Source organism: Edaphobacter dinghuensis (genome assembly GCF_014640335.1).
GTDB lineage: Bacteria > Acidobacteriota > Terriglobia > Terriglobales > Acidobacteriaceae > Edaphobacter > Edaphobacter dinghuensis.
The window spans coordinates 889,968-913,690 of the sequence record NZ_BMGT01000003.1 but is presented as its reverse complement, the minus strand read 5'-3'; the positions used below and the strand labels follow the sequence as shown (position 1 = coordinate 913,690).

Below are 23,723 nucleotides of genomic sequence, written 5' to 3'. Positions count from 1 at the left end.
TCCTCAACGACCAGGCACCGCCGGCTTGCGAAAGGCAAAGACGATCGCAAGCAGCGGCGGTGCAAGTAACACTCCCCAGAACGGGATAATGATTCCCAGCACAATCGGCCCAAGAAACGCCGCCCACCACGGAACCTTCGTCGTCCGGTGCAGAACATAAGGGCCGATCACAAGCCCTTCAAGAATGACGATGACACCGTAAAGTCCCAGAACCAGCCCCAGTCGCCACTCATCGTGCCCGCTGAAAGCAACGGCCAGCACCGGCCCGATCAGAGCGATCATGCCGCCGAAGGTAGGAATGATCTGTAGCATACCGCCCAAGACCGCCCACAGCGGTGCAAAGGGCACATGGATCAACTCCAACCCAATCAGCCACAGCACGCCGACGATCAGTGCATCCAGAGTTGCGGCCCGCCACCAGTTCACCAGCGCGCCACCAGCCGTCTTCAAGTGTGTGCCCAGATTGCCGTTCCCTGGCTCCATTCCAACCTCGTCCTCATAGGATGCATCAGACCTGTTGAAACAGAACTATAGCGCAGACGCACTGGACAAGAGCGCAGCATTCTCTTTTGCGGCTTCCCTTTTCGACAAAATTTGAAGGAGTAACACCGTGGCCGTAATGATGCAGGCTTTCTATTGGGATGCCCCAAAGCAAGAGAAAAAAGAGGGCCATTGGTGGAATTTCCTCTCTGAAAAGATCGAAGACCTGGGAAAGGCTGGCATCAACGCCCTGTGGCTGCCGCCCGTCTCCAAGGCATCCAGTAATCTCTCGATGGGCTACGACCCTTATGACTACTTCGACCTTGGCGACTTCGACCAAAAAGGCGGCACGAAAACCCTCTTTGGCAACCGCGCCGAACTCGAAGCGCTCATCAAAAAGGCACATGAGCATGACATCGGGCTTTATGCCGATATGGTGATCAACCACAACTCCGGCGCCGACGAAGAGGAAATCAATCCTCTCGACGGCCAGAAGCGCTGGACAAAGTTCAATCCCAAAAGCGGCCGCTTTCCCCGTGACTGGAACTGCTTCCATCCCAGCCGCTACGAGCGCGTGATGATGCCCGACGAAGAGAACTACGCTAGCTTCCCTCATCTTTGCCACCGCAATCCCCTCGTCTACACTGCGATGTTTGACTATGCGCGAATGCTGATCGAAGAGTTGGGCTTCGACGGCTTCCGCTTCGACTTCGTCAAAGGCTTCGGCGCGTGGATGATCGGCATCCTCTCGAAATATCGCTACGTCAAGGACGGCAAGGAGTTCATGCCCTATGTCGTCGGAGAATACTGGTCTGGAGCCGAGGACATCAATGCGTGGATCGACAAGGTCAACGCCCTTACCGACAACCAGATTTCCGCATTCGACTTCGCTTTGCGTTACAAGTTGAAAGATGTCTGCGACACTCCAAACTACGATCTGCGCAATCTGACCGATGACGGCGCCGTGGTGATGAAGCGCCCCATGCACGCAGTCACGTTTGTCGATAACCACGACATGGGCGACAATGCCATCGTCAACGACAAGATGATGGCCTACTCCTTCATCATGGTTCACGAAGGCTATCCCTGCATCTTCTGGTACGACTACTACAACAATGGCCTAGCACGTCCGGGAACACCCAATGGCATCGATGCGCTAATACAGGCGCACCTGAAATATGCCGGTGGCGACTCCCAGATCCTACATGCCGATCCTGACCTGTACATTATGCAGCGCGTCGGTTGGAAGGACGACAGCGGCGAGCAACCGGGCTTAATCTATGTGCTCAACAACCTTGGCAATCAGTGGTCGGGAACGTCGGTGAAGACGCAGTGGAAGAAACGGAAGTTCGCGCCCATCGCCTGGGACGGCCACGACACCGCGCATCCTGACGAGCGCACCACCGATGGCGACGGCAATGCCGAGTTCGCTGCACCGCCTCGCGGCTTTGCCATCTATGCTCCGGCCTAATCCATCAACGACAACAAACTACGATGCTATCTTTACTGGCAATCAGCCTGCTATCCTTAACCTATGAAGTTCGGCGTTTTGGTCTTCCCCGGCTCCAACTGCGATCACGACACGCATCACGTGGTCGATGCACTTGCCCAACAACCGGTCACATACCTGTGGCACGCCTCTGAAGACCTTCAGGGTTGCGATGCCATTCTTGTGCCCGGCGGCTTTGCCTATGGCGACTACCTGCGCACGGGCGCGATCGCCCGTTTTGCCCCGGTGATGCAGGCGGTAAGCCGCTTTGCGCGCAACGGCGGCCTGGTCATGGGCATCTGCAACGGCTTCCAGATCCTGTGCGAGGCTGGTCTTCTGCCCGGAGCGCTGATGCGCAACGCCAGCCAGAATTACATCTGCAAACAGACCTATCTGCGCACCGAGACCGCTGATTCTCCCTTTACACATGGGCTTGCCAAGGGCCAGGTGCTACAGATGCCCATCGGCCATATGGAAGGCAACTACTTCTGCGACGCCGAGACGCTGGCAACACTCAAACAACAGGACCGCATCGCCTTCCGCTACGCCACAGCTGAGGGTGAGATTACCGCTGCGGCCAATCCCAACGGGTCACTCGAGAACATCGCCGGCATTCTGAGCGAAGGCCGCAACGTTCTGGGCATGATGCCGCATCCCGACCGGTCGAGCGAAGCGCTGCTGGGCTCGGCAGACGGGTTGCTGCTCTTCCAGTCGATGGCCCAGTCACTGGCGGCCGCACAATAGTGACCTCGAATCGAGGCACAATGGTAACCTAGCTGCGATGATCGATATCCACCATCACCTTCTGTGGGGCCTCGACGATGGTGCTACCAGCGTCGAAACTTCGCTGGCCATGGCCAGAATGGCAGCAGCAGATGGAATTACGCATGTTGTCTGTTCTCCCCATGCCAATGCGGAGTATGACTATGATCCCGAAGGCGTTGCTGCCCAAATCGCGGAGCTGCAAGGGCTCTTGGATAAGGAAGACATTGCCCTGAAGTTGGGCCGAGGATGCGACTTCCACCTATCGTTCGACAATATCGAGCAAGCCCAAGCTGAGCCTGCCCGGTACAGCATCAATGGGCTCGGCTATCTGCTGGTAGAGCTTCCCGACTACGGCCTGCCCACAGGCCTGACCGAAGTCTTCTACCAGATGCAGATTGCGGGCATGACGCCTATCCTGACGCATCCGGAGCGCAATCGAACCCTACAGAACGACCAGTCGCGACTCCTGGAGTGGCTGCGCGGCGGTCTGCTGATTCAGGTCACCGCAGGCTCTGTGGTTGGACGCATGGGCAAGCGCGCCGAGAAGATGGCTCACGAGCTATTGGCCAACCATTGGGTACATTTCCTGGCCACCGATGCTCACAACACCGGCTCCCGTCCTCCGCTAATGCGCGAGGCATTCGATATCGTCGCAAAGAAATATGGGCCGGACTACGCCCATCTGCTCTGCAACTCCAACCCTCTGGCTGCTTTTATGGGTAAGCCCATGCCATCCCAGCTCGAACCGCTTAATCTTTACGAAGAGTACAAAGATCAAAGCTGGTGGCAGCGCTTTGCAGATAGATTCAAATAAACAACATTAATTCAATTATTTACATGAATTTATTGCAGTAAAACATTACCGCTAAAGCCCTAACCCGCCATCTACCGCTATCAGTTGACCGGTGATGAAGTGCGGAGCTGTAGCGAAAAACCGGGCGGCAGCCGCCACGTCTTGAGCAGTGCCATTGCGCTGCATCGGAGTCTTGCGAGCAAAATGCTCGTAGGCCTCATCGACCTCTCCCTCAACAATCATGCCCGGAGCGATACAGTTTACGCTGATCTCGGGAGCCCAGGCCTTGGCCATGGTCTTCGAGAGCATGTGCAAGGCGGCCTTTGAGGTGCAGTAATGGGCGTGAGTGGCCCAGGGGTGCAGTCCTCCAAGAGAACCGATATTGATGATGCGGCCCTTCACCGCACGCAGATGAGAATGCGCCGCTTTCGCCATAAGAAAGGGCGCGCGCGTGTTGGTGGCGAACATTCCGTCCCATTGCTCGACCGAGATCTTCTCCAGCGCTTCGGAGGCAAATAGGCCAGCATTATTGACGAGCACATCAAGCTGCCCAAACTCTTCAATCACCGAGATCACAGCTTGCTCGATACTCTCGGGATCGCGGAGATCGCAGCGGACAGCAAAGGCATCGACGTCGTAGCCCGCAATCGCCTGCACGGTAGCCTCTGCCTCAAGCTGCGAGGCGAGATAGGTAATCGCGACGTTCGCTCCGCTCTCGGCAAGAGCAAGCGCAATGGCACGTCCAATGCGCTTGGCGGCACCAGTAACAACTACCGTCTTGCCCGCAAGCGGCCTCTCCCGATCTGCCATGGGGACAGTCACCGGCTAGAACTGGGGTGCAGGAGAGCTCTGTGCAGGAGCTGTCTGCTGGGTTGGCTGCGTGGGACGGATCGGTTCCTGAACACCAGGCTTGCGCTGTGAAAGTTTCCCGTCGTTATCCTCATAGGCCGAGACCTGCGCCTGGGGGCGCAGCATGGAGATATCAATCACTTTGGTCGGTTGATCGATCAGAAAGTCCTGTCCATAGGTGGCAAAGCCATCGGCGATAACTTGTACACGGACAGTGCTGCCGGTAGGGATGACATCAATGACGGCCTTGCCGTCCGGATCGGTCTTGACCTCAAGACTTCCCAAATCCTTGCCGTCTTTCGAAGGATTAAAGACCACGCCCGCGTTGGGAATAGGCTTACCGTTATATTTCTTGGTCACCTGAACCTCGATGTGCGAGGTCGGTGGAGGCGCCTTGTATTTGCGGCCACGATACTGGCCAAAGGCCTGAGTAGAGGCAAGGAGCGCGATACATGCGGCAAGAACGAAAAAAGAGCAAACCGTGCGGCGTGACGACATGGCGCTATTCTACGACGTTGCAGGCTGAACCGTGAATCCCCCATGAATCCCTCAAAACAGGAAAAGGCGTCACGAGCCTTGAGTGTCTTTAACTCACATTTCACGTAAGCGAGTTGACAGCGATGGGGGCACTGGCCTATCGTTAGCAATCGGAAGGCTTGAGTGCTAACGAGCGTCTCTCGCTCTTGCAACGGCCAGCTCCAACCAATTTTTCATGAGTTTCTCTGGAAAGCTTTCAGTGACTCATGCGATTGCACTGCGGACGGTAGACCCCGTCTGCAAAATCACAACCGGCTCGCAATAACGCTCGCAACCAATTTCGTAACAAGGAGATGTAAGCAATGTCGAAGTCATCATTTACACCGCTGCACGACCGTATCCTGGTCCGCCGCGTCGAAGAGGGCGAAAGCATTCGTGGCGGCATCATCATTCCGGACTCCGCAAAAGAGAAGCCACAGCAGGGCGAAGTCATCTCCGTCGGCAAGGGCAAGTCGAACGATGAGGGCAAGGTGTTCCCGCTCGACGTGAAGGCTGGCGACAGCATCCTGTTCGGCAAGTACTCGGGCACGGAGATCAAGCTGGACGGCGAAGAGTTTCTGATCATGCGCGAAGAAGAAGTCCTCGGCATCCTCAAGAAGTAAGCACTTCGTGCTGTATACCGCGGCTTCGCCGCCTAATCGGCGTTTCGCACGCCTCATTAAAACTTGATTGGTCGCTGACCAAAATAGGAGCAACACAATGGCAAAACAGATTCTGCATGGAGAAGATTCACGTCAGGCGATCCTGCGCGGCGTCAACATTCTGGCCGACGCGGTGAAGGTGACCCTCGGTCCCAAGGGCCGCAATGTCGTCATCGAGAAGAAGTTCGGTTCGCCGACGATCACCAAGGACGGCGTTACCGTGGCCAAGGAGATCGAGCTGAAGGATTCGCTCGAGAACATGGGCGCGCAGATGGTCCGCGAAGTGGCTTCGAAGACCTCGGACGTTGCCGGCGACGGCACCACGACCGCCACGGTTCTGGCCCAGGCCATCTACCGCGAGGGCGTCAAGACAGTTGCTGCCGGTGCGAACCCGATGGCGCTGAAGCGCGGCATCGACAAGGCTGTTGAGGCCATCATCGGCAAGCGCGATGAGAACGGCGTTCCCCAGGGCGGCGCTCTGAGCAAGCTGTCGAAGCCGGTTTCGGGCGACATGATTGCCCAGGTCGGAACGATCTCGGCCAACTCTGATTCGCAGATCGGCGAGATCATCGCCGCCGCGATGAAGACCGTGGGCAAGGATGGCGTCATCACCGTCGAAGAGTCGCGCACGATGGAGACGCAGCTCGAGACCGTGGAAGGCATGCAGTTCGATCGCGGCTACCTCTCGCCCTACTTCGTCACCGATGCAGAGCGCATGGAAGTCTCGCTCGAGAACCCTTACATTCTGATCTACGAGAAGAAGATCTCGTCGATGAAGGACCTGCTGCCCCTGTTGGAGCAGATTGCCCGCACCGCCAAGCCGCTCGTCATCATTGCTGAGGACGTGGACGGTGAGGCGCTCGCAACCCTCGTGGTCAACAAGCTGCGCGGCACGCTGAACGTGGCTGCGGTCAAGGCTCCTGGCTTTGGCGATCGCCGCAAGGCCATGCTTGAGGACATCGCAGTCCTGACCGGCGGCAAGGCCATCACCGAGGACCTCGGCATCAAGCTTGAGGGCGTCAAGATCGAAGATCTCGGCACCGCCAAGCGCGTCACCATCGACAAGGACAACACCACCATCGTCGATGGCGGCGGAGATGGTGCCAAGCTCGAGGGCCGCGTGAAGGAGATTCGCGCCCAGATCGAGAAGACCACCTCGGACTACGACCGCGAGAAGCTGCAGGAGCGGTTGGCCAAGCTGGTTGGCGGCGTTGCCGTCATCAAGGTTGGCGCGGCTACCGAGACCGAGATGAAGGAAAAGAAGGCCCGCGTTGAGGATGCGATGCATGCAACCCGCGCTGCGGTCGAAGAAGGCATCGTCCCGGGCGGCGGCGTGGCGTTGATTCGCTGCACCAAGGCTGTCGAGGATGTCATCAAGAGCCTCGAAGGCGACGAGAAGATCGGTGCATCGATCATTCGCCGCGCCATCGAAGAGCCATTGCGCATGATCGTCTCCAATGCAGGCGAAGAGGGCGCTGTGGTGATCGGCAAGATCCACGAATCGAAGGAGCACAACTACGGCTACAACGCCGGAACGGGCGCCTACGAGGACCTGGTGAAGGCCGGCGTCATCGATCCTACGAAGGTGACGCGCACTGCCCTGCAGAATGCGGCTTCTATCGCTGGCTTGATGCTGACCACCGAAGCCATGATCGCGGATATTCCTGAGAAGAAGGAAGCTCCTGCGGGCGGCGGACACGGCGGCGGCATGGACGGCATGTACTAAAAGCTGCTGCAACTGTTGTAACAGCGAAGGCCCCGGAGCGATCCGGGGCCTTCGCTATTTGGCTTCATCTCAAATTGGAAGAAAGCGTGTAGGATTCTCTAAATCTGTTTAGCAGAAAGTTTGCGTTAGGGAGAGTGTCGATGAGTCTTTCACGGCGGGAGTTTTCTAAGCTAGGTGCAATGGGATTAGCGGCGCAAATTTTGCCTTCGGCAAACGTAGAGGCGCAGGGCGGCGAGCGGCAGATCGGTTATTGTGTGATTGGCCTGGGGAGAATTGCAAACCACTTCATCGGCGGAGTGCAGGGCTCTTCGGCATCGAAGATTACCGGACTGGTGAGCGGGCACCGCGACAAGGCAGAGAAGTTTGCGGCTCGGCTTGGCGTACCCAAAAGCTCAATCTACAGCTACGAGGACATGGACCGGATGCGCGACAACAAGAGCATCGATGCGGTCTACGTCGCGCTGCCGAACAGTATGCACGCGGAGTACACCATCCGGTCAGCAAAGGCGGGCAAGCATGTGCTCTGCGAGAAGCCGATGTGCACCAGCGTGAGCGATGCGCGAGACATGATCGCAGCCTGCAAGGCAGCGAATGTGAAATTGATGATCGCCTACCGTCTCCACTATGAGCCGACCAATCTGCGGGCAATTGACCTCATTCGGCAGGGAGCGCTGGGCAAGGTGCAGGTGATCGAAAGCGCCAACGGCTTCTACGAAACCCTGGGCGAATGGAGATTAAACAAGGCGCTAAGCGGCGGCGGCCCGCTGATGGATGTCGGCATCTATTCGCTGAACGCGACGCGGTATTTGACAGGCGAGGAGCCGGAGAGCTTTACCGCATCGGTTTCAACCATCGACCACGACGGACGCTTCGATACGGTGGAAGAGAATACAACCTGGACGACGAAGTTTCCTTCGGGCATCCTGGCCAGCTGCTGCACGACCTATGGCGCGGGCATGCGCAGCTACTATCGCGTGTATGGGTCGAAGGGATGGCTGGAGGTGGGTTCGTTCGGCTACGAGGGCCTGCGGTTGCAGGCGAACTATCACGATGGCGTGAAGGGTTCTCCGGCGACGGTGCTGGATGAGCCGAACACGGAACCCGATCCGAAGCAGTTCACGCGGGAGTCGGATCACTTTACCGAGTGCATCCTGCAAAATAAGACACCGAAGACTCCGGGCGAAGAAGGGCTGCGGGACATGGAGTGCATGCAGCGGATCTACAAGGCGGCGGGGGTTGTGGCGCTATAAGCTCGCTGCGCTCGGGATTCTCTTCTGGCATACTGAACTCATCCAAGGCGATTGGATTCGCAACATCGTGTGATCGTTTCTTAAGGATGTCTTAAGCAACTCACTTGATCATGGAAGTGTGTAGTCAAGAGGTGTATCCATACCCGAATTTCAAAGATATTACGTATCCCGTTTAATGTTGCACTGTGTTCCCTGGGCTGCCCTCGGTATCGCTGGCTTTGCTCTGGCATCCATGCCGGCAAGAGCCCAGCAGGATCATGTCGTGGTACAGATGGCCGCGAATGAAAAGGCTGCACGGGCACAGGAGCACCATTTCACGTATATCTCGGAGGAACGCTCCAGCAGGACGGGCGGTCATCTCTGGAAGGAAAAAGCAGTAGAGACCGACGACGGCGTGTTGCGACGTCTACTGTCGGTAGATGGACGGTCTTTGACCCCTGCGCAGACGCAGGCGGAGGAGCAGCGCATCGAAGGCATCGTTGCCCACCCCGAAGCCTTCCGCAAGCTGAATGCAAACCACTACGACGACGAGGTAAAAGCAACCCAACTGCTCGAAATTTTGCCCAAGGCGTTTCTCATCTCGTCTGCTGGCGAAGAGAACGCGTGCACTCGATTTTCATTTCGACCCAACCCTGCCTTTCAACCTTCAACTTACGAAGAGCGCGTCATCCATGTACTCGAAGGCACAGTCTCCATCAAAGAGCCTGAAGACCGGCTATGCAAGCTCGAAGCCAGAATCACACAGCCGGTTGAGTTCGGATTCGGCTTGCTGGGCAAGGTAAATAGTGGAGGTCACTTCGAGTTGGAACGGGCGCAGGTGGATCCGCAGAACTGGAAGAGCGTGCACATCAGCGTCCACGTCGACGCTCGCATCCTTCTTCTGAAAAGCATCACCCGCGACCAGGAAACGACCCGCACGGCGATCCACATCGTCCCGCAACACCTGAGCCTCGCCGATGCTGCAAGGCTAACCCGTCCATAGCTTGATATGTAAAAGACGCTTTACCGCTTCCCCGGAAGCAGACCGTAGACATCCACCTCTCGCTTTGCGCCGACATAGACGTGGCCGTTCACAATAGTGGGAACATTGAAGCGGAGAGCGGCACCAGCGCGGTCGCGGGCGGCATTCTGATTGCTGTTGTAAAGTTCATGGGCAACGTTCGAGGCGTCCGCCGCATAAAGGACCGCTGTCCTGTCTCCTGAATTCCAGCCCTTGGAACTCATCACCCATACGATACCGTCCTTGTCGCGATTGGCGGAGACGGTAGGCGTGGCCGCGTGGTCTTCGAACTGGAAGCTGCTGGCCCCTTTAAGTGAAAGCTTCCCATCCTTGACCGCGAAGTCTCGCAACGAATCGCCACTGCTCAACACATAGACGTTGTGATTCCAGTATGCCATCGATCCATAGATACCGCCGACGGTTTTAATGGTCTGCACAGCGTGGCTGTTGCTGCCTGGCTGGTAGTGCCCCATATGATCGCGGTCCACCACATAGATCAGTGGAGCCTTACCGCCGACAACGGCAAGATGCAGATGCGGACCGGACTGATCGGGCAAAAGCATCGGGCCGCCTGAACCCAGGTCGCCATCGTTCGCATCCAACTCATCCACGTTGAACGGAGCAAAATAGTCGGCAGGCCTGGCGCTGCTGACATTAAAGTTCAGCTTCAAAAGAGTGTCCCCATAATCGCGGCCACCCTTCGCGGCATCGAACTTTCCGTTACCGGTCGCGACGAAAACGTTGCCCTCCTTATCAGCAGCCGGTCCGGTATCGCTCGCCCAGATGCCGCTGTCATCGGCATCCGGTGAAGTAATGAAGGTAGCTTTTTGCTTCAGGCTCTGAGCCCCATATGCCATCACCCAACCGTGATAAGGCCCGACATCGCAGGAAGACGCCCAGGAGAGATATACGGTGTTATTTGCGAGCAGCAAAGCAGCCCGAGGATTCTCTCGCAAAGGCTCAAACTTCACCGTGCCATCCGAGCTGCCGGTTCCGGTTCCATGTGCAGTGGCTCGTATCTCCACCGGGCCGCCAAACTTCTCCGCCCCGGTGGTAACGGCAAGAGCGTGGAGTCGCTGATGGTACACATTGCCGACGAAGACGTGCCCCTGCTTCGTTCGGGCAAGAACGTAGAGCGTTCCAGTCTTCGCATCGATCACTGGAGTCGATGTGATCCCCACCTCAGGCGCGATGAAAGGACATGCAACATCACTCATCGGAATGGTGGTCTCTTCATCTTTCAGAAAAGATACCTGCCATAGCGGCGTAGAGGGCTTGCCGTAGGCATCGAACGCGTACACGCTGTCGTGCTCCGTCGCGACGAACACGACATCGTGCCTTCCCTTCCCCGGAATCTCCACGCCTGCAAGGAAGAGCGGCTGCGTGTAGATATCTCCGTCCACCTTCAGCGTGAAGAGCTTTCCAAACTGTTGCGAATTGACGTTTCGCGGCGTCAGCTTGGTTTCGTTCAGGTTTGCGCCCGTGCGCGCATTGTCATACTGCGCCGTCGTCATCTGTGCCTTCGCAGCCAGTCCAAGAGCAAAGACCGCAACGACGCAGCAACTGTTGAGCATTTTGCATCCGACCAGTCTCATCGTCACCTCGCATTTCACAGAAGACTGCCGATTCCATGAGCCAAGCTGAAAATAGTCGTGCCGCTACTATTTGTATAGTTTACTACATACCTAAACCTGATTGATTTATCAGGGAATATTAATCGCCTGCGCGCCTTTGGGGCCAAACCAGGCTACGCCGTCCCCGAGCATAGCCTGTCCGTTGCGAACAAACAGGTCATGCGGTATGCCAGCCTTGAACGCATCAACGCATGCAGGGGTGAAGATCTGATTCCACTGGGCGGATAGCAAGGCTGCGGTGTTGACCATGCGGCTTTTGCCATTGCGATTGATGCGCAGAGGAAAATCGACGTAGCGGGCAGCAGCGGCACGGTCCCCGACGAGGACAGCCTTGTAGAAATTCTGCACGCGGGCCTCGAAGGCTGCATCGCTTTCGCTGGTGACGTCCTGATACCAACGAGCGTTCGTGGGAGCCTGCGAGCTTTGCTCCATCTGCAGAGAGACCGGATAAGAACTATCGTTCTTCATCCATCGGCCTTCCATGCCGACGCTGTTCTCGAAGTTGAGCGGCTTGCCTGCCTCGCTGCCATTGCCTTTAAACCGCAGCGCGAACTGGCCGCCCTCCGGTTCAAAGAGAATGATCCCCGAGCCTTGCGTGCCAGCTTTGAGAGGAATGTCTTTAAGATACTTTGCGTAGAAGTAGTGGCCACCAACGACACTTCCCGCAGTATTAATTAGCAGCGTCATGCCGATTCGGCTCTGCCCTACCGTGCCGGTGAAGGAGACCCGGTTGACCATTGTCTGCGCATGCACGATGCCCACTGCAAGAATGAGCATCAGTGCAGCAAAAGCGTGGGCTGCTCCGCTTCCTCTGTTCTGGTTCAACCGATACCTCCATCACAGCGCTTTTCGTGCGGTAAGCATAACAAATCAATGAGATGCTGTTTACCACGCGTGGTGGAAACCGTCTCTTTGCGTAAGCTCAACTTCTGTCTGAAAGAGATCGCTGAGCGTTGGCGCGGTGAGCAGCTTGGATTTGGGGCCGTCTCCGATGATGCGGCCATCACGCAACAGAAGGATGCGATCAATCTCGGGAATGATGTCGGCGATATGGTGCGTGATAAGAAGAATGCCGGTTCCCTGCTGTGCCAGCTTGCGAAGAAGGTTGCGAAGCTCGCGCTGGGCGCTGATATCGAGCGCATTGGAGGGTTCGTCGAGAAGAAGCATCTGCGAAGAACCGACAAGGGCGCGGCCAATCATGATGCGGCGCTGCTGGCCTGCGGACATCTCGCCTACAGGCTTGTTGACGAGATTGACAGCGTCGATCTGTTCGAGCACCTCATCAGCACGTTCACGCATAGCGGCGGTAACAGTAAGGTTGGGCCAAAGAGTGCTGCTCGAAAAAAAGCCGGTAAGAACAGCATCGCGGCCGGTGGTGTGCAGCGTGGGCTTGCCGGGGAGCTCGGCGGAGACGACACCGAGCCGCTTCTTCAGCTCGGTCAGATCCCAGCGGCTGCGCCCGAAGATATTGACGCCGGTCTCGGGCTGAACAATGGGATAACACTCACAGGTGATGGTCTTGATGAGGGTGGACTTGCCGCAGCCGTTGGGGCCGAGGATGGCGATGTGCTCCCCCGTGTTGACGCTGAGGTTGATGTCGTGGAGCACCATGTTGTTGCCGCGCGCTACGTTAACGTGTGTCAGTTCAAGAAAAGGTGGCATCTTATCTTTAAGGATAGATGTTTTTGCACGATGGAGGAATGATGGAAGCTGCATTGGAGAACGGCGATCAACAATTGGCGTATGCCTTGCTACGAATTGTGGTGGGGTTGAACCTGCTGATGCATGGCATCAGCCGCATGCTGATTGGGCCGGGAGTGTTTGCGTCGAAGCTCGTAGGCCAGTTCGCGCACGCCCCACTACCGGTGTGGAGCATATGGTCGTTCGGCATGGTGCTGCCTGCGATTGAGGCACTTCTCGGATTGTTGCTGCTGATCGGCCTGCGGACGAGAGCCACGCTGGTTGCGGGAAGCCTGCTGATCATGGTGCTGACGTTCGGTTCCGCGCTGGTACAGGACTGGCCAGCGGCAGGGCTGCAATTGACCTACGCGCTGGTGTACTTCGTGCTCCTGCTTTTACTGCAATATAACGGATGGTCGGTGGATGCCTGGATGGCACGAGGTAATAAGCAAGCGTCCTAACTGACCATTTAGCGATTGCCCATTCCACCGAGAATGGAGCCGACGATACCACCGACAACGCCGCCTTCTGTGGCCTGTTCTCCGCGCTGGGCTGGCATGTACTCCATAAGCTGATGGGCGAGCTTGGAGATAGGCAGTGTCTGCAGCCAAATTTTGCCAGGACCGGTGAGAGCGGCGAGAAAGACGCCGTCGCCACCGAAGATCATATTTTTGATGCCGGGGACTCGCTGAATCTGAAAACCGACCGACGACTGGAACGCGCCAACATGGCCAGGATGCACTCGAATGGTCTCTCCTACAGCAAGCTCCTTGAGGATGACTTCGCCCGAAAGTTCGAGCCATGCCGTCCCCTGCCCGCTGATTCTTTGTAGCAAAAAGCCATCGCCGCCGAAGATTCCTGCGCCTAGCGATTGCTGAAAGCCGACGCCAAGTTCGATCTGCGATGTAGCGCAGAGGAAGCCGTGGCGATGGACCATGTATTCATGCCCTGCTGCGACCTCAACCGGAAGGATATGGCCAGGGACGCGAGTAGCAAAGGCGATCTCACCCGTTGCCCCGATAGCGCGATATTCGGTCATAAAGAGCGAGCCGCCGCCAGCGACACGGCGAATGGCACCGAAGAATCCGCCACCGCCAGCGTGCTGAGTATGGGTCGTCATCTGGATGGAGGCGGACATCCAGGAGAGTTCGCCGGCCTCGGAGATGATGGCGTCGTTGGGGCCTAGTGAAAACTCAAGGACTGGCATGGTGGTGCCGAGGATGCGATTCTGCATGGGGCTCCTGTGCTACGGCGTATCGAGTCTATCGCGTCTCGTGGACTGGCCACGAACACTTTATATGTGTACGAAGACTAAGACGGAGCGGTTCCCTGTTTGGTGAGATGAAGTTCGGTGTACAGAGTTACATCGGGAGCTTCAGCTTTGCTTAAGTTTGCGATGGTGGAATGATGCTCGCATGCGAGTTTTGTTAATAGAGGATGAGAGGCGGCTGGCGGAAAATGTGGCCACCGCACTACGCGATGGGCCGGGGTTCGCGGTCGATTACGCCGAAGACGGCTTAATCGGACTGGATCTTGCGGGCAACCAATGCTATGACCTGATCGTGCTGGACCTGATGCTGCCAAAGCTGGATGGGCTCAGCCTATTGAAGAAGATTCGCACGAAGGGTGACCGGACCTCGGTGTTGATTCTGACGGCAAAGGGGGAGGCCACCTCGATCGTCGAGCTTCTGAATGCGGGCGCCGATGACTATCTAAGCAAGCCGTTCGATCTGGGAGAGTTAATCGCGCGCGCCAAAGCGCTGATCCGGCGCGGCAAAGGAGTCGCCAGCCCAGTGCTTCGACTGGCCGACCTCGAACTGAATACGGTCGAGCAGACGGTGTATCGCTCCGGCAAGGCAGTAGAGCTTTCGCCGATGGAGTACCGCATCCTCGAGTATCTGATTCATCGCCCTCGAGTCATCGTGTCGAAGCGCGAGTTGTTAGAGCATCTGTACGACTACAACTGGGAGCACCACTCCAACGTGATTGAGGCGCATGTGTCGAATTTGCGCCGCAAGCTGGACGCAGCATCACAACAGCCAAGCATCGAGACGCTTCGCGGGCGCGGCTATCGCATGGTAATGGACCGACAGGAGAGCCAATGAGGCCCTATTCGCTGACGCGAAGGCTGGTGATCGCAGTGTTGTTGGTGGAATTGCTGTCTGCAATGGCGATCACCGGACTCGCACTGGCCTACGAGCGACACACGCAGTTCCATGCATTCGACATCATGCTGCGCGGAAGAGCGTACTCTCTGCTTGGCGCGGTGCAGGATGCAGAAGACGCGGGAGACAATGTGATGCTCGATGGGACAGAGCGAAGTCTTCCGAGCAGGGACATCTATGAGGTCACCGATGCGAACGGCCGAGTTCTGGGACGCTCCAGCAATTGGCGAGGTTCGGGAGACGTCGCGCCGAATATGAACGATGACGGCATCTTCAGGGCAAAGATCAACGGAAGACACTATCGCGCCATTCGGGTACATGGTGTACGAATCGTCGATCCCGGCGATAAGGGCGGCGGCATCCCGCGACACGTTACCGTCATCTATGGGTCAGAGACAGAACATGTGTGGGATGTCATCACAGATGCAGTAGAGTTCTACGCAATGGCAAGCCTGTTGCTGCTGGCGATCAGCGGCGTGCTGATGTTCTGGCTGCTCAATCGCGGCCTGGAGCCTCTGCGTCAACTCGCTGCTGCGGCAGCAACAGTATCGGTAGACTCCTGGGAGTTCGCGCCCTCCGAACAGGCAAGAGGAATCAAAGAACTGGCCCCGCTTACGGGCGCGCTGGAGACGGTTCTCCATGGCTTAAAGCGCTCCTTCCAACAGCAGCATCAGTTCGTCAGCGATGCCGCCCATGAGTTGAAGACCGCCGTTGCCGTGGCAAAGTCTTCGGTGCAATTGCTGACCATGCGGCACAGAACAGCGATGGAGTACGAGGCTGGGCTCGAACGCTGCCAGGCTGACTGCGAACGAATGGAGGAGATCGTCGCCAAGATGCTGACGCTCGCGAGAGTTGAGAGCCAGGAGGAGTCAAAGAGTGTCTCCCATGCGACGAAATTGCTCGATTGCGTCTACGCGGCAGGAGAACAGCTCGCAACGGTAGCGCAGGAAAAAGGCATGCACATCTCAATCGACGGCGACGACGCTGTTGTAGTAGACGTGGCTGCGGAGCAATTGCAGCTTCTGTGCTCCAACCTGATCTTGAATGCGTTACAACACAGCACGGAGGGATCGGAAGTACGCGCCGTCGTGCAGACTCGACGCCATAGTGTGGATATTCGCGTAGAAGATGACGGTAGCGGTATTGAACCGGAGATGCTGCCGCATGTTTTCGACCGCTTCTACCGCAGCGATCCCTCGCGTAGCCGCAAAACGGGCGGCACCGGGCTCGGCCTAGCCATCTGCAAAGCCATCACCATCAGGGCGCACGGTAATATCGACATTGTCAGTGAATTGGGCCGTGGTACTACTGTCACTGTTCACTTCCCTGTCAGTACCTTCATCGTTACTTAAGGTAGGGCTGCGATAGTAAACACGCCGGCAGATGATCCTGCCGAGCTCCTGGAGCTTCTATGACATCGAGAAGTGTTAACCGCATCTTTGAAAGTTTAGGAAAGGTTGCGCTGGCCACATCCTTTACCTGCGTCCTTCTGGCACCAATGACCGCAATTGCGCAGAAGCCTTATCGCGTTCAGAGCAAATGGACGATTGGCGGCGAGGGCGGTTGGGACTATCTGGCCACTGATGCCGGCGCGCACCGTCTCTATGTAACGCACGGAACCCGTGTTGAGGTTCTCGATACGCGCACCGGAAAGGTCGTCGGCAGTATCCAGGATTTACAGGGCATTCATGGAGTCGCATTCGACGGCATAGGCAAGTATGGCTATATCAGCGACGGCCGCGCCGGAACGGTGGTCGTCTTCGATCGCGCCAGCCTGCAAAAGGTAACATCCATTCCAGTCGGAACGAATCCTGACGGAATCGTATTCGAACCGGTTACGAAAACGGTATGGGCCTTCAATGGCCGTAGCAGCAACGTCTCCGTCATCGATACGGCAACCCAGAAAGTCGTCGCAACCATTGCGCTTCCCGGCAAGCCCGAGTTTCCTGTAGCCGACGGGAAGGGTGTCGTCTTCGACAACATCGAGAGCAAGAACTCAATTGTGCGGCTCGATGCAAACACAAAGACGCTGACCGCAACGTGGCCCCTGACAAACTGCGAATCCCCATCTGGCCTGGCGATCGACAAGGCCGGGCGGCGGCTCTTCTCCGTTTGCGATGGAAAGACAATGGCCGTGACCGATGCCAATACAGGCAAGACGCTCGCGAACCCTGCCATTGGGGACGGCCCGGACGCCGCAGCATACGACGCGGCACACAAGCTTACCTTCTCATCGAATGGCGACGGCACGCTGACGATCGTCGACGCGAGCAAAGATACCTATCCGGTACTGCAGAATCTCGCCACGCAAAAGGGCGCGCGTACGATGTCCTTTGATTCTGGAACAGGCCGCATCTATCTTGTGACGGCAGAGTTTGGACCACGACCGGCTGCGACTGCGGATAATCCCCGCCCTCGCCCTGCCGTTGTTCCAGGCAGCTTCACAGTACTCGTCGTAGGACGGTAGCGAGGTCTTCTTCTGATTCTTATGCGTATTCGTGCAGTTGAAACAGCTTTGATCTGCATCTGTCTGGCATCTGCACCTGCTACCGCTTCGGCGCAGCAGGTGCAGACCGTTCCACCTGCCAGCTCATCGGCTCCAACGATCACACTGGACGAAGCCATCAGCCGCGCGAAGGCAAACGAGCCTGGCTTTGCCGCGGCTGTGGCCGCAAGTGGAGTCAGCAAGCTTGACCGATCGATCGCACGTTCGGCCTTGCTCCCGAGTGTCACTTATCACAATCAATATCTCTACACCCAAGGAACCGGTACTCTCACAGCCGGCAGCACTCCCGGCACACCGGCATCGCCGCGTTTTATCGCAAACAACGCAGTACACGAGTACACCAGCCAGGGAGTCGTAAGCGAGACCATTGGCGTGCAACAGTTCGTGGCTGCGTCCCAGGCCTCGGCTGCAGCCGCTCTCGCTGCGGCAAACCTCGAGATCGCGCGCCGGGGACTGGTATCCACCGTCGTCGGTCTCTTTTATTCCTCACTTGCTGCCGAGAATAAAGTCACCGTCGCCAAACGCGCTGCAGCCGAAGCTGACAGCTTTGTTACGCTCACCCAGCAGCGAGAGTCCGCTCGCGAGAGCGCCCACGCCGATGTCGTCAAAGCACAACTGCAACAACAACAGCGCAACCGTGATCTGGCCGATGCCATTGTGCTGGCCCAGAAGGCCCGGCTCGATCTCGGCGTCTTGCTTTTTCCCGACCCGCGCTCGCCCTACACGGTGGCAACAGATCCAGCACCACCAGCGTTGCCTGCCCGCTCCGATGTGGAAGCTGCGGCAGCTCATCACAACCCTGAGCTGCAGAGCGCTCTAGCCTCGCTTCACCAGAGCGATTTGGCTGTGACCGCCGCTCGTTCCGCTTATCTGCCCGATCTTGCGCTCAACTATTCCTACGGCATCGACGCGGCACAGTTTGCCGCTAAGAACCCGGAGGGCATTCGCAACCTGGGCTACTCGGCAAGCGCTACTTTCGATATTCCAGTATGGGATTGGTTTTCGACGCAGCATAAGGTCAAGCAGAGCGAGATCATGCGAGACGCCGCTCGCGTTGCATTGACCTCAACCCAGCGCCAGCTAATCGCACAGCTCGACGAGTTCTACTCCGAAGCTGCAACAGCAAGAGATCAGCTCGAATCTCTGGATCTCAGCGTCAAGACCGCGGCCGAGAGCCTGCGACTCACTCGCCTCCGCTACACTGCCGGGGAGTCCAGCGTGCTTGAGGTTGTCGATGCGGAAAACTCGCTCGCCACAGCGGAGCTTGCTCGTGAAGATGGCCTCACCCGTTACCATATGGCGCTTGCCAATCTCCAGCTTCTGACAGGAACGATCTAACACCATGAAGCCCACTCCGCTCACACGATCCGCACTTCCTGCGCTTGCATTCTTCATCGTCGCCATTCTTCTTCCTCTTGGCTGCAACAAGCAGGAGGTGGCACCCACGTCGGAGGTGTACGTCAAGGCGGTCCATCCAACACCGGGGAGCATCTCAGAACAGATCACCGCCGACGCCACGCTGGCACCGCTGGCACAGGCTGCCATCTCGCCCAAAGTTACTGCACCAGTCAAGAAGTTTTACGTCCAGCGCGGGGCTCACGTTAAAGCCGGACAACTTCTGGTTACCCTCGAAAATAACGACCTGCAGGCCGCCGCGCTCGACAACAAGGGAGCCTACACCGCCGCGCAAGGCGCCTATGCAACTGAGACGCGCGCGCAGGTTCCTGCAAATCTCATCAAGGCACAGACCGACCTCGCACAGGCCAAAGCAAATCTCAACCTGAACCAGAGCATCGTCAGTGCGCGTTCGCAGCTCTTCGCGCAAGGCGCCATCCCTGGTCGCGATCTCGATACCGCAAAGGCAGCACTGGTGCAAGCGCAGGCGGCATATGACATCGCAAAGCAGAGTCTCGACGCCATCGAACAGGTAGCCGGCAAAGCCGCCTTGCAAAGCGCGCAGGGACAGCTAGCCTCTGCCAAGGGTAAATATCTCGGTGCTGAAGCGCAGTTAAGCTACACCGAGATCCGTAGCCCCATCAGCGGCGTAGTCACCGATCGTCCTCTATTTGCAGGAGAGACCGCGGCCGCTGGAACTCCAGTGATCACAGTCATGGATACCTCTGCCCTGCTCGCAAAGTTGCACATCTCGCAGATGCAGGCGCAGCAACTCTCGTTGGGCGCAGCAGCTACGGTCACTATCCCCGGTGTCGCAGATCCTGTTCCCGCAAAAGTATCGCTGATCAGTCCCGCGCTCGATCCAGGCAGCACGACAGTTGAAGTCTGGCTGCGGCTCGAAAACCCGAAGGGCTTGTTCAGGGCCGGGACCCCCGTGCATACGACCATTACCGGAAGAACAGCAACGAATGCTCTGATCGTTCCGGCAGATGCAATTCAAACGACGCAGGATAACTCGTCGAAGTTCGTCATGGTCATCGGGCCGGATGGCGTCGCCCATAAGCGAACAGTCACGTTGGGCATTCAGACATCGGAGAGCGCGCAGATACTTGATGGCGTCTCAGCCTCGGGCATGGTGATTACAACCGGAGCCTATGCGCTCGACGATGGCACTAAGGTAAAGATTGGCACTGCGCCCGAGGACAAGCCGAATGCTGGAAAGGATGCAGACGACAAATGAGCGCTTCTGCCTCCCATCTTTCCGATGTTCAGGCCGAGTCATCTTTCTGGCTCTCCCGCTCGGCCAAGGCAATCTTCTTTTCGCTTGTCCTGCTGACCTTCGCCGGAATCTACGCCGCCTTTCAGGTGCCGATTTCGGTATTTCCCGACACGAATTTTCCGCGTGTCGTCATCGGCATCGACAACGGCGTTATGCCGGTCGAACAGATGCAGGTCACCATCACCAAGCCCATTGAAGACGCCATCAACAGCGTCCCCGGCTTACAGACTGTGCGGAGCACCACCAGCCGCGGATCGGCGGAGATCAGTCTCTTCTTCGACTGGAACGTCGATATGTACCGCACGCTCCAACTCACCGATGCCGCGTTGGCCAAAGTGCAGCAGGAGCTTCCCGCAACCGCCCATATCACCACCAACCGTCTCACCTTCGCTACATTCCCAATTCTCGGCTACGCGCTCACCGCCGACGACCGCGGCAAAGACACCGTCTCGCAGACCCGCCTATGGGAGATTGCCACCTACGATCTCAAACCGCCGCTGAACCGCGTCAACGGAGTCAGCACCGTTACGGTTCAGGGAGGACAGGTCCCGGAGTTTCACATCATCCCCAATCTGGCCCGGTTGCAGACTGCCAATGTCACACTGCTGGATCTGGTCAATGCCGTACAGGCGTCGAACATCATCGACTCCCCCGGTCTTTATGAGGCAAACCACCAGCTTGTCCTCGGACTCATTGGTGCACAGGCGCATAGCGCCGCCGAACTAGGAAACCTCGTAGTCAAGACGACCCCTTCAGGCACCCCCGTGCGCGTCGCCGATGTCGCGACGGTCGAGCCTTCCACGATGCCCGTCTATACGATGGTCACGGCGAATGGCCAGCCTTCCGTATTGCTCAACATCGCTCGTCAGCCCCTCAGCAACACTGTAGCCGTAGCCAATGCCGTCGCGGATCAGGTTGCCTCGTTGCGAACAAAGCTGCCACCCGGAGTCAGGCTTGAGCCCTTCTACGACCAGTCTGAGCTTGTTCGCGAGAGCATCGCCAGCGTTCGCGACGCTATTCTCATCGGCCTGTTTCTCGCCTGCGTCGTCCTCTTCCTCTTCCTTCGCGACTGGACCTCTTCGCTGATCGCCGGGCTAGTCATTCCTGTTACCGTAGCGGTTACAATTCTTTTTCTCTGGACAATCGGAGAGAGCTTCAACCTGATGACGCTCGGCGGCCTCGCCGCTGCCATCGGTCTGGTCATCGACGACGCCATCGTAGTCATCGAAGGCATCGTGGTGCATCGTGATTCCGGCGAATCGCGTATCGAGGCAGTCCGAAAGGCACTCCACGAACTCTCAACACCTCTGGTCTTCTCCACCATTACGCCGGTCGTCGTCTTTCTGCCGCTCATCTCCGTCACCGGCGTTACAGGCAGCTTCTTCCGTGCACTCGCTGCGACCATGACCGCTGCTCTGCTAACCTCACTCGCACTTGCATTGACATGGACACCGGCACTCGCACTTGCACTGCTCCACAAATCCAAAAGGACCACGTCCTCAACCGAACTGACAGCATTTTCGGAAGAGTCCGGGGAACCCACCGCTGTGGCAGCAGAGAGCCACGAAGAGAACGGCCGCATCATGCGCCGCGTCTTCCACGTTCACGAACGAACTCTCACCTGGGCGCTGGCCCGTCCGCTTGCACTCGCCGGCATCTGCGTCCTGCTCGTCGTCGGAGCGTACTTCAGCTACAACGCATTGGGCTCCGACCTGCTTCCTGCCATGGATGAGGGTGCCTTCGTCCTCGATTACCTCATGCCCGCGGGCAGCTCGCTCGCAGAGACCAACCGCGTCCTGCTGCACGTCGAGCAGATTCTGCACAACACGCCCGAGGTTGAGATCACCTCTCGACGCACAGGCCTGCAGATGGGCCTTGCCGCTGTGACCGAGGCAAACACAGGAGACTTCACCGTCCGCCTCAAGCCAAACCGCTCTCGCGGCATCGACGAGATCATGGCCGATGTTCGCCAGCAGATCAAGACAGATGTTCCTCAGCTAGACGTAGAGTTCACCCAGGTGCTTCAAGACATGATCGGCGATCTCTCCAACTCGCCCGAGCCGATACAGATTAAGCTATTCTCCCCAGACACGAAGCTTCTTCAAGAGCTGGCGCCGCGCGTGGCCGACGCGATCGGAAAGATTCCCGGTGTGGTCGATATTCAGAACGGCATCGACAATACCATCAGCGGTCCCGCTACCAGCTTTCAGATTGATCCCGTCGTCGCCGGTCGCCTCGGCTTCACCCCAACCGAGGTAGCCGAAGACGCGACTTCCATCCTCGATGGCCTGCCCACCAACGATCCCCTCATCCTTAACGGCCGCCCTTACACCATTCGTGTCCGTCTTCCCGATGCGAATCGGGCCTCGCTCGACGCCATTCAGAACACGGTCTTCAACAGCAGCAGTGGCCACACGGCAACACTCGGCTCCATGGCAAAGGTCGAAGCGTTGCCGCCACAAAATGAAATCCTTCGCGAAAACCTGCAACAGCTCGTCACCGTCAGCGGACGCCTCGAAGGCTCTAACCTCGGCGGCGCTATGGTGCAGGTCAAACAAGCCGTAGCCAATCTCAACATCCCCTCCAGCGTCCGCGTCGAATACGGTGGCACCTATCAGGAGCAGCAGAAGTCCTTCGCCGATCTCGCACGCGTGCTCATCCTCGCGCTTGCCCTCGTCTTCGGTGTGTTGCTGGCAGAGTTCCGCAACTTCTCAGCTCCCATCGCCATCCTCACCAGCTCCATACTGTCCATCACCGGCGTCGTCGTCGCCTTGCTCATCACTGGCACCGACTTCAACGTCGCCAGCTTCATGGGCCTCATCATGGTCATCGGTATCGTCGCGAAGAACGGAATCCTCCTGCTCGACGCCGATGAAAAGGCTCGCTCGGCTGGCGTCGGTGCGCGCGATGCGATGCTGCACGCCGCACAGCGACGACTCCGTCCCATCATCATGACCGCCATCGCCGCTATCTGTGGAATGTTACCGCTGGCCTTCGCTCTCGGCTCCGGCTCGCAGATGCTCCAGCCGCTCGCCATCGCCGTCATCGGCGGCCTTTTGCTATCGATCCTCCTCAGCCTCATCGTTACGCCGGTCGTCTACTACTACCTCACCAGCAGACGAAAGACTGAAGCGCCCGTCGAGGCTTAGGGAAGTTTTATCGGAGGCTCACTGCTCACCGACTCTACGAAGCTCTTCACGATAACGCCTTCCGTCTCGAAGTGCGTCACGCGATGGTCGGTGCTGTGCCCCATAAATACAGCCTTTCGCAACAGCGTAATCAGCGGACGCGAACTTTCGCTGAACCAGCGGTCGGCGGCCTGATCCCAATCGACGACCATGTTGTACGTCACATCGCACTTCGGACAATGCAAGGGACTATCAAGCCAGCGGTGAAACGCGGCCTCAGGCAACTTGCCCACCGGGTCTGTGCCCGAACGAATCGCTGCAATCTTCAACCTCATCGATCTTCAGCTTAACATCCCATCCTCGCCCATGCAGATGCAGACGAAGGCGAACGCGATATCCTGCAAGA

Annotated in this window: 22 protein-coding genes; 14 read left to right on the top strand and 8 right to left on the bottom strand. The window is 57.6% G+C overall.

What is annotated here, in order from left to right; translation table 11 throughout:
• Positions 1 to 3: 3 nt before the first annotated feature.
• A complete protein-coding gene (locus IEW09_RS15670) occupies positions 4 to 483 on the bottom strand; it encodes an AI-2E family transporter (protein ID WP_188555110.1) in 480 nt (159 codons plus the stop codon).
• Positions 484 to 619: 136 nt separating this feature from the next.
• Between IEW09_RS15670 and IEW09_RS15665 the strand changes: the two genes are divergently transcribed.
• The 3 genes from IEW09_RS15665 (at position 620) to IEW09_RS15655 (ending at position 3,548) form a co-directional block, all read left to right on the top strand.
• Positions 620 to 1,951 (top strand): alpha-amylase family glycosyl hydrolase, encoded by a 1,332-nt coding sequence (locus tag IEW09_RS15665; RefSeq protein WP_229739400.1) that lies wholly within the window; start codon positions 620 to 622, stop codon positions 1,949 to 1,951.
• A 63-nt stretch (positions 1,952 to 2,014) separates the two neighbouring features.
• Entirely contained in the window at positions 2,015 to 2,713 is a 699-nt protein-coding gene (gene purQ / locus IEW09_RS15660) for a phosphoribosylformylglycinamidine synthase subunit PurQ (protein ID WP_188555108.1), read from the top strand.
• A 37-nt stretch (positions 2,714 to 2,750) separates the two neighbouring features.
• Positions 2,751 to 3,548 carry a tyrosine-protein phosphatase gene (locus IEW09_RS15655; protein WP_188555107.1) on the top strand — a complete coding sequence of 266 codons (798 nt, stop codon included), beginning with the start codon at positions 2,751 to 2,753 and terminating at the stop codon, positions 3,546 to 3,548.
• A gap of 51 nt (positions 3,549 to 3,599) precedes the next feature.
• Here the strand turns inward: IEW09_RS15655 and IEW09_RS15650 are convergent, their stop codons facing one another.
• Both IEW09_RS15650 and IEW09_RS15645 read right to left on the bottom strand, forming a co-directional pair.
• Positions 3,600 to 4,337: an SDR family NAD(P)-dependent oxidoreductase gene (locus IEW09_RS15650; RefSeq protein WP_188555106.1), complete on the bottom strand. Its 738-nt coding sequence runs from the start codon at positions 4,335 to 4,337 to the stop codon at positions 3,600 to 3,602.
• Positions 4,338 to 4,352: 15 nt separating this feature from the next.
• Positions 4,353 to 4,874, bottom strand: coding sequence for an Ig-like domain-containing protein (locus IEW09_RS15645; protein WP_188555105.1), 522 nt, complete (start codon positions 4,872 to 4,874; stop codon positions 4,353 to 4,355).
• Between the two features lie 341 nt (positions 4,875 to 5,215).
• Between IEW09_RS15645 and IEW09_RS15640 the strand changes: the two genes are divergently transcribed.
• The 4 genes from IEW09_RS15640 (at position 5,216) to IEW09_RS15625 (ending at position 9,512) form a co-directional block, all read left to right on the top strand.
• Positions 5,216 to 5,515, top strand: a complete 300-nt coding sequence (locus tag IEW09_RS15640) for a co-chaperone GroES (RefSeq protein ID WP_188555104.1) — start codon at positions 5,216 to 5,218, stop codon at positions 5,513 to 5,515.
• A 97-nt stretch (positions 5,516 to 5,612) separates the two neighbouring features.
• Positions 5,613 to 7,280 (top strand): chaperonin GroEL, encoded by a 1,668-nt coding sequence (groL, locus tag IEW09_RS15635; RefSeq protein ID WP_188555103.1) that lies wholly within the window; start codon positions 5,613 to 5,615, stop codon positions 7,278 to 7,280.
• A gap of 140 nt (positions 7,281 to 7,420) precedes the next feature.
• Complete coding sequence (locus IEW09_RS15630) at positions 7,421 to 8,530, top strand: Gfo/Idh/MocA family protein (protein WP_188555102.1); 1,110 nt, start codon at positions 7,421 to 7,423, stop codon at positions 8,528 to 8,530.
• Positions 8,531 to 8,762: 232 nt separating this feature from the next.
• Positions 8,763 to 9,512, top strand: coding sequence for a hypothetical protein (locus IEW09_RS15625; RefSeq protein ID WP_229739360.1), 750 nt, complete (start codon positions 8,763 to 8,765; stop codon positions 9,510 to 9,512).
• A gap of 20 nt (positions 9,513 to 9,532) precedes the next feature.
• Here IEW09_RS15625 and IEW09_RS15620 read toward each other — a convergent pair whose 3' ends face one another.
• From IEW09_RS15620 to IEW09_RS15610, 3 genes are all read right to left on the bottom strand, one after another.
• Complete coding sequence (locus IEW09_RS15620) at positions 9,533 to 11,125, bottom strand: pyrrolo-quinoline quinone (RefSeq protein ID WP_188555101.1); 1,593 nt, start codon at positions 11,123 to 11,125, stop codon at positions 9,533 to 9,535.
• 108 nt (positions 11,126 to 11,233) lie between these two features.
• A complete protein-coding gene (locus IEW09_RS15615; protein WP_188555100.1) occupies positions 11,234 to 11,989 on the bottom strand; it encodes a hypothetical protein in 756 nt (251 codons plus the stop codon).
• Positions 11,990 to 12,049: 60 nt separating this feature from the next.
• Positions 12,050 to 12,826: an ABC transporter ATP-binding protein gene (locus tag IEW09_RS15610; RefSeq protein ID WP_188555099.1), complete on the bottom strand. Its 777-nt coding sequence runs from the start codon at positions 12,824 to 12,826 to the stop codon at positions 12,050 to 12,052.
• Positions 12,827 to 12,867: 41 nt separating this feature from the next.
• Here IEW09_RS15610 and IEW09_RS15605 point away from each other — a divergent pair, with 41 nt between their 5' ends.
• Positions 12,868 to 13,305, top strand: a complete 438-nt coding sequence (locus IEW09_RS15605) for a DoxX family membrane protein (protein WP_188555098.1) — start codon at positions 12,868 to 12,870, stop codon at positions 13,303 to 13,305.
• 8 nt (positions 13,306 to 13,313) lie between these two features.
• On the opposite strand, the gene IEW09_RS15600 is transcribed toward IEW09_RS15605, so the two are convergent.
• Complete coding sequence (locus IEW09_RS15600) at positions 13,314 to 14,078, bottom strand: TIGR00266 family protein (protein ID WP_188555097.1); 765 nt, start codon at positions 14,076 to 14,078, stop codon at positions 13,314 to 13,316.
• 181 nt (positions 14,079 to 14,259) lie between these two features.
• Here IEW09_RS15600 and IEW09_RS15595 point away from each other — a divergent pair, with 181 nt between their 5' ends.
• The 6 genes from IEW09_RS15595 to IEW09_RS15570 are packed head-to-tail and all read left to right on the top strand — an operon-like array spanning position 14,260 to position 23,338.
• On the top strand, positions 14,260 to 14,949 hold the full coding sequence (locus IEW09_RS15595) for a response regulator transcription factor (RefSeq protein ID WP_188555096.1): 690 nt from the start codon (positions 14,260 to 14,262) through the stop codon (positions 14,947 to 14,949).
• The gene (locus tag IEW09_RS15590; RefSeq protein WP_188555095.1) at positions 14,946 to 16,361 is read left to right on the top strand and encodes a sensor histidine kinase; all 1,416 of its coding nucleotides are present in this window, start codon (positions 14,946 to 14,948) and stop codon (positions 16,359 to 16,361) included. Before IEW09_RS15595 ends, IEW09_RS15590 begins: the two co-directional genes overlap by 4 nt.
• A gap of 59 nt (positions 16,362 to 16,420) precedes the next feature.
• Entirely contained in the window at positions 16,421 to 17,476 is a 1,056-nt protein-coding gene (locus tag IEW09_RS15585) for a YncE family protein (RefSeq protein WP_188555094.1), read from the top strand.
• A 21-nt stretch (positions 17,477 to 17,497) separates the two neighbouring features.
• Complete coding sequence (locus IEW09_RS15580; protein ID WP_188555093.1) at positions 17,498 to 18,853, top strand: TolC family protein; 1,356 nt, start codon at positions 17,498 to 17,500, stop codon at positions 18,851 to 18,853.
• A 4-nt stretch (positions 18,854 to 18,857) separates the two neighbouring features.
• Positions 18,858 to 20,150: an efflux RND transporter periplasmic adaptor subunit gene (locus IEW09_RS15575; RefSeq protein WP_188555092.1), complete on the top strand. Its 1,293-nt coding sequence runs from the start codon at positions 18,858 to 18,860 to the stop codon at positions 20,148 to 20,150.
• Positions 20,147 to 23,338 carry an efflux RND transporter permease subunit gene (locus IEW09_RS15570; protein ID WP_188555091.1) on the top strand — a complete coding sequence of 1,064 codons (3,192 nt, stop codon included), beginning with the start codon at positions 20,147 to 20,149 and terminating at the stop codon, positions 23,336 to 23,338. Before IEW09_RS15575 ends, IEW09_RS15570 begins: the two co-directional genes overlap by 4 nt.
• Here IEW09_RS15570 and IEW09_RS15565 read toward each other — a convergent pair.
• Positions 23,335 to 23,652, bottom strand: coding sequence for a hypothetical protein (locus IEW09_RS15565; RefSeq protein WP_188555090.1), 318 nt, complete (start codon positions 23,650 to 23,652; stop codon positions 23,335 to 23,337). The genes IEW09_RS15570 and IEW09_RS15565 overlap by 4 nt on opposite strands.
• Between the last annotated feature and the right edge of the window lie 71 nt (positions 23,653 to 23,723).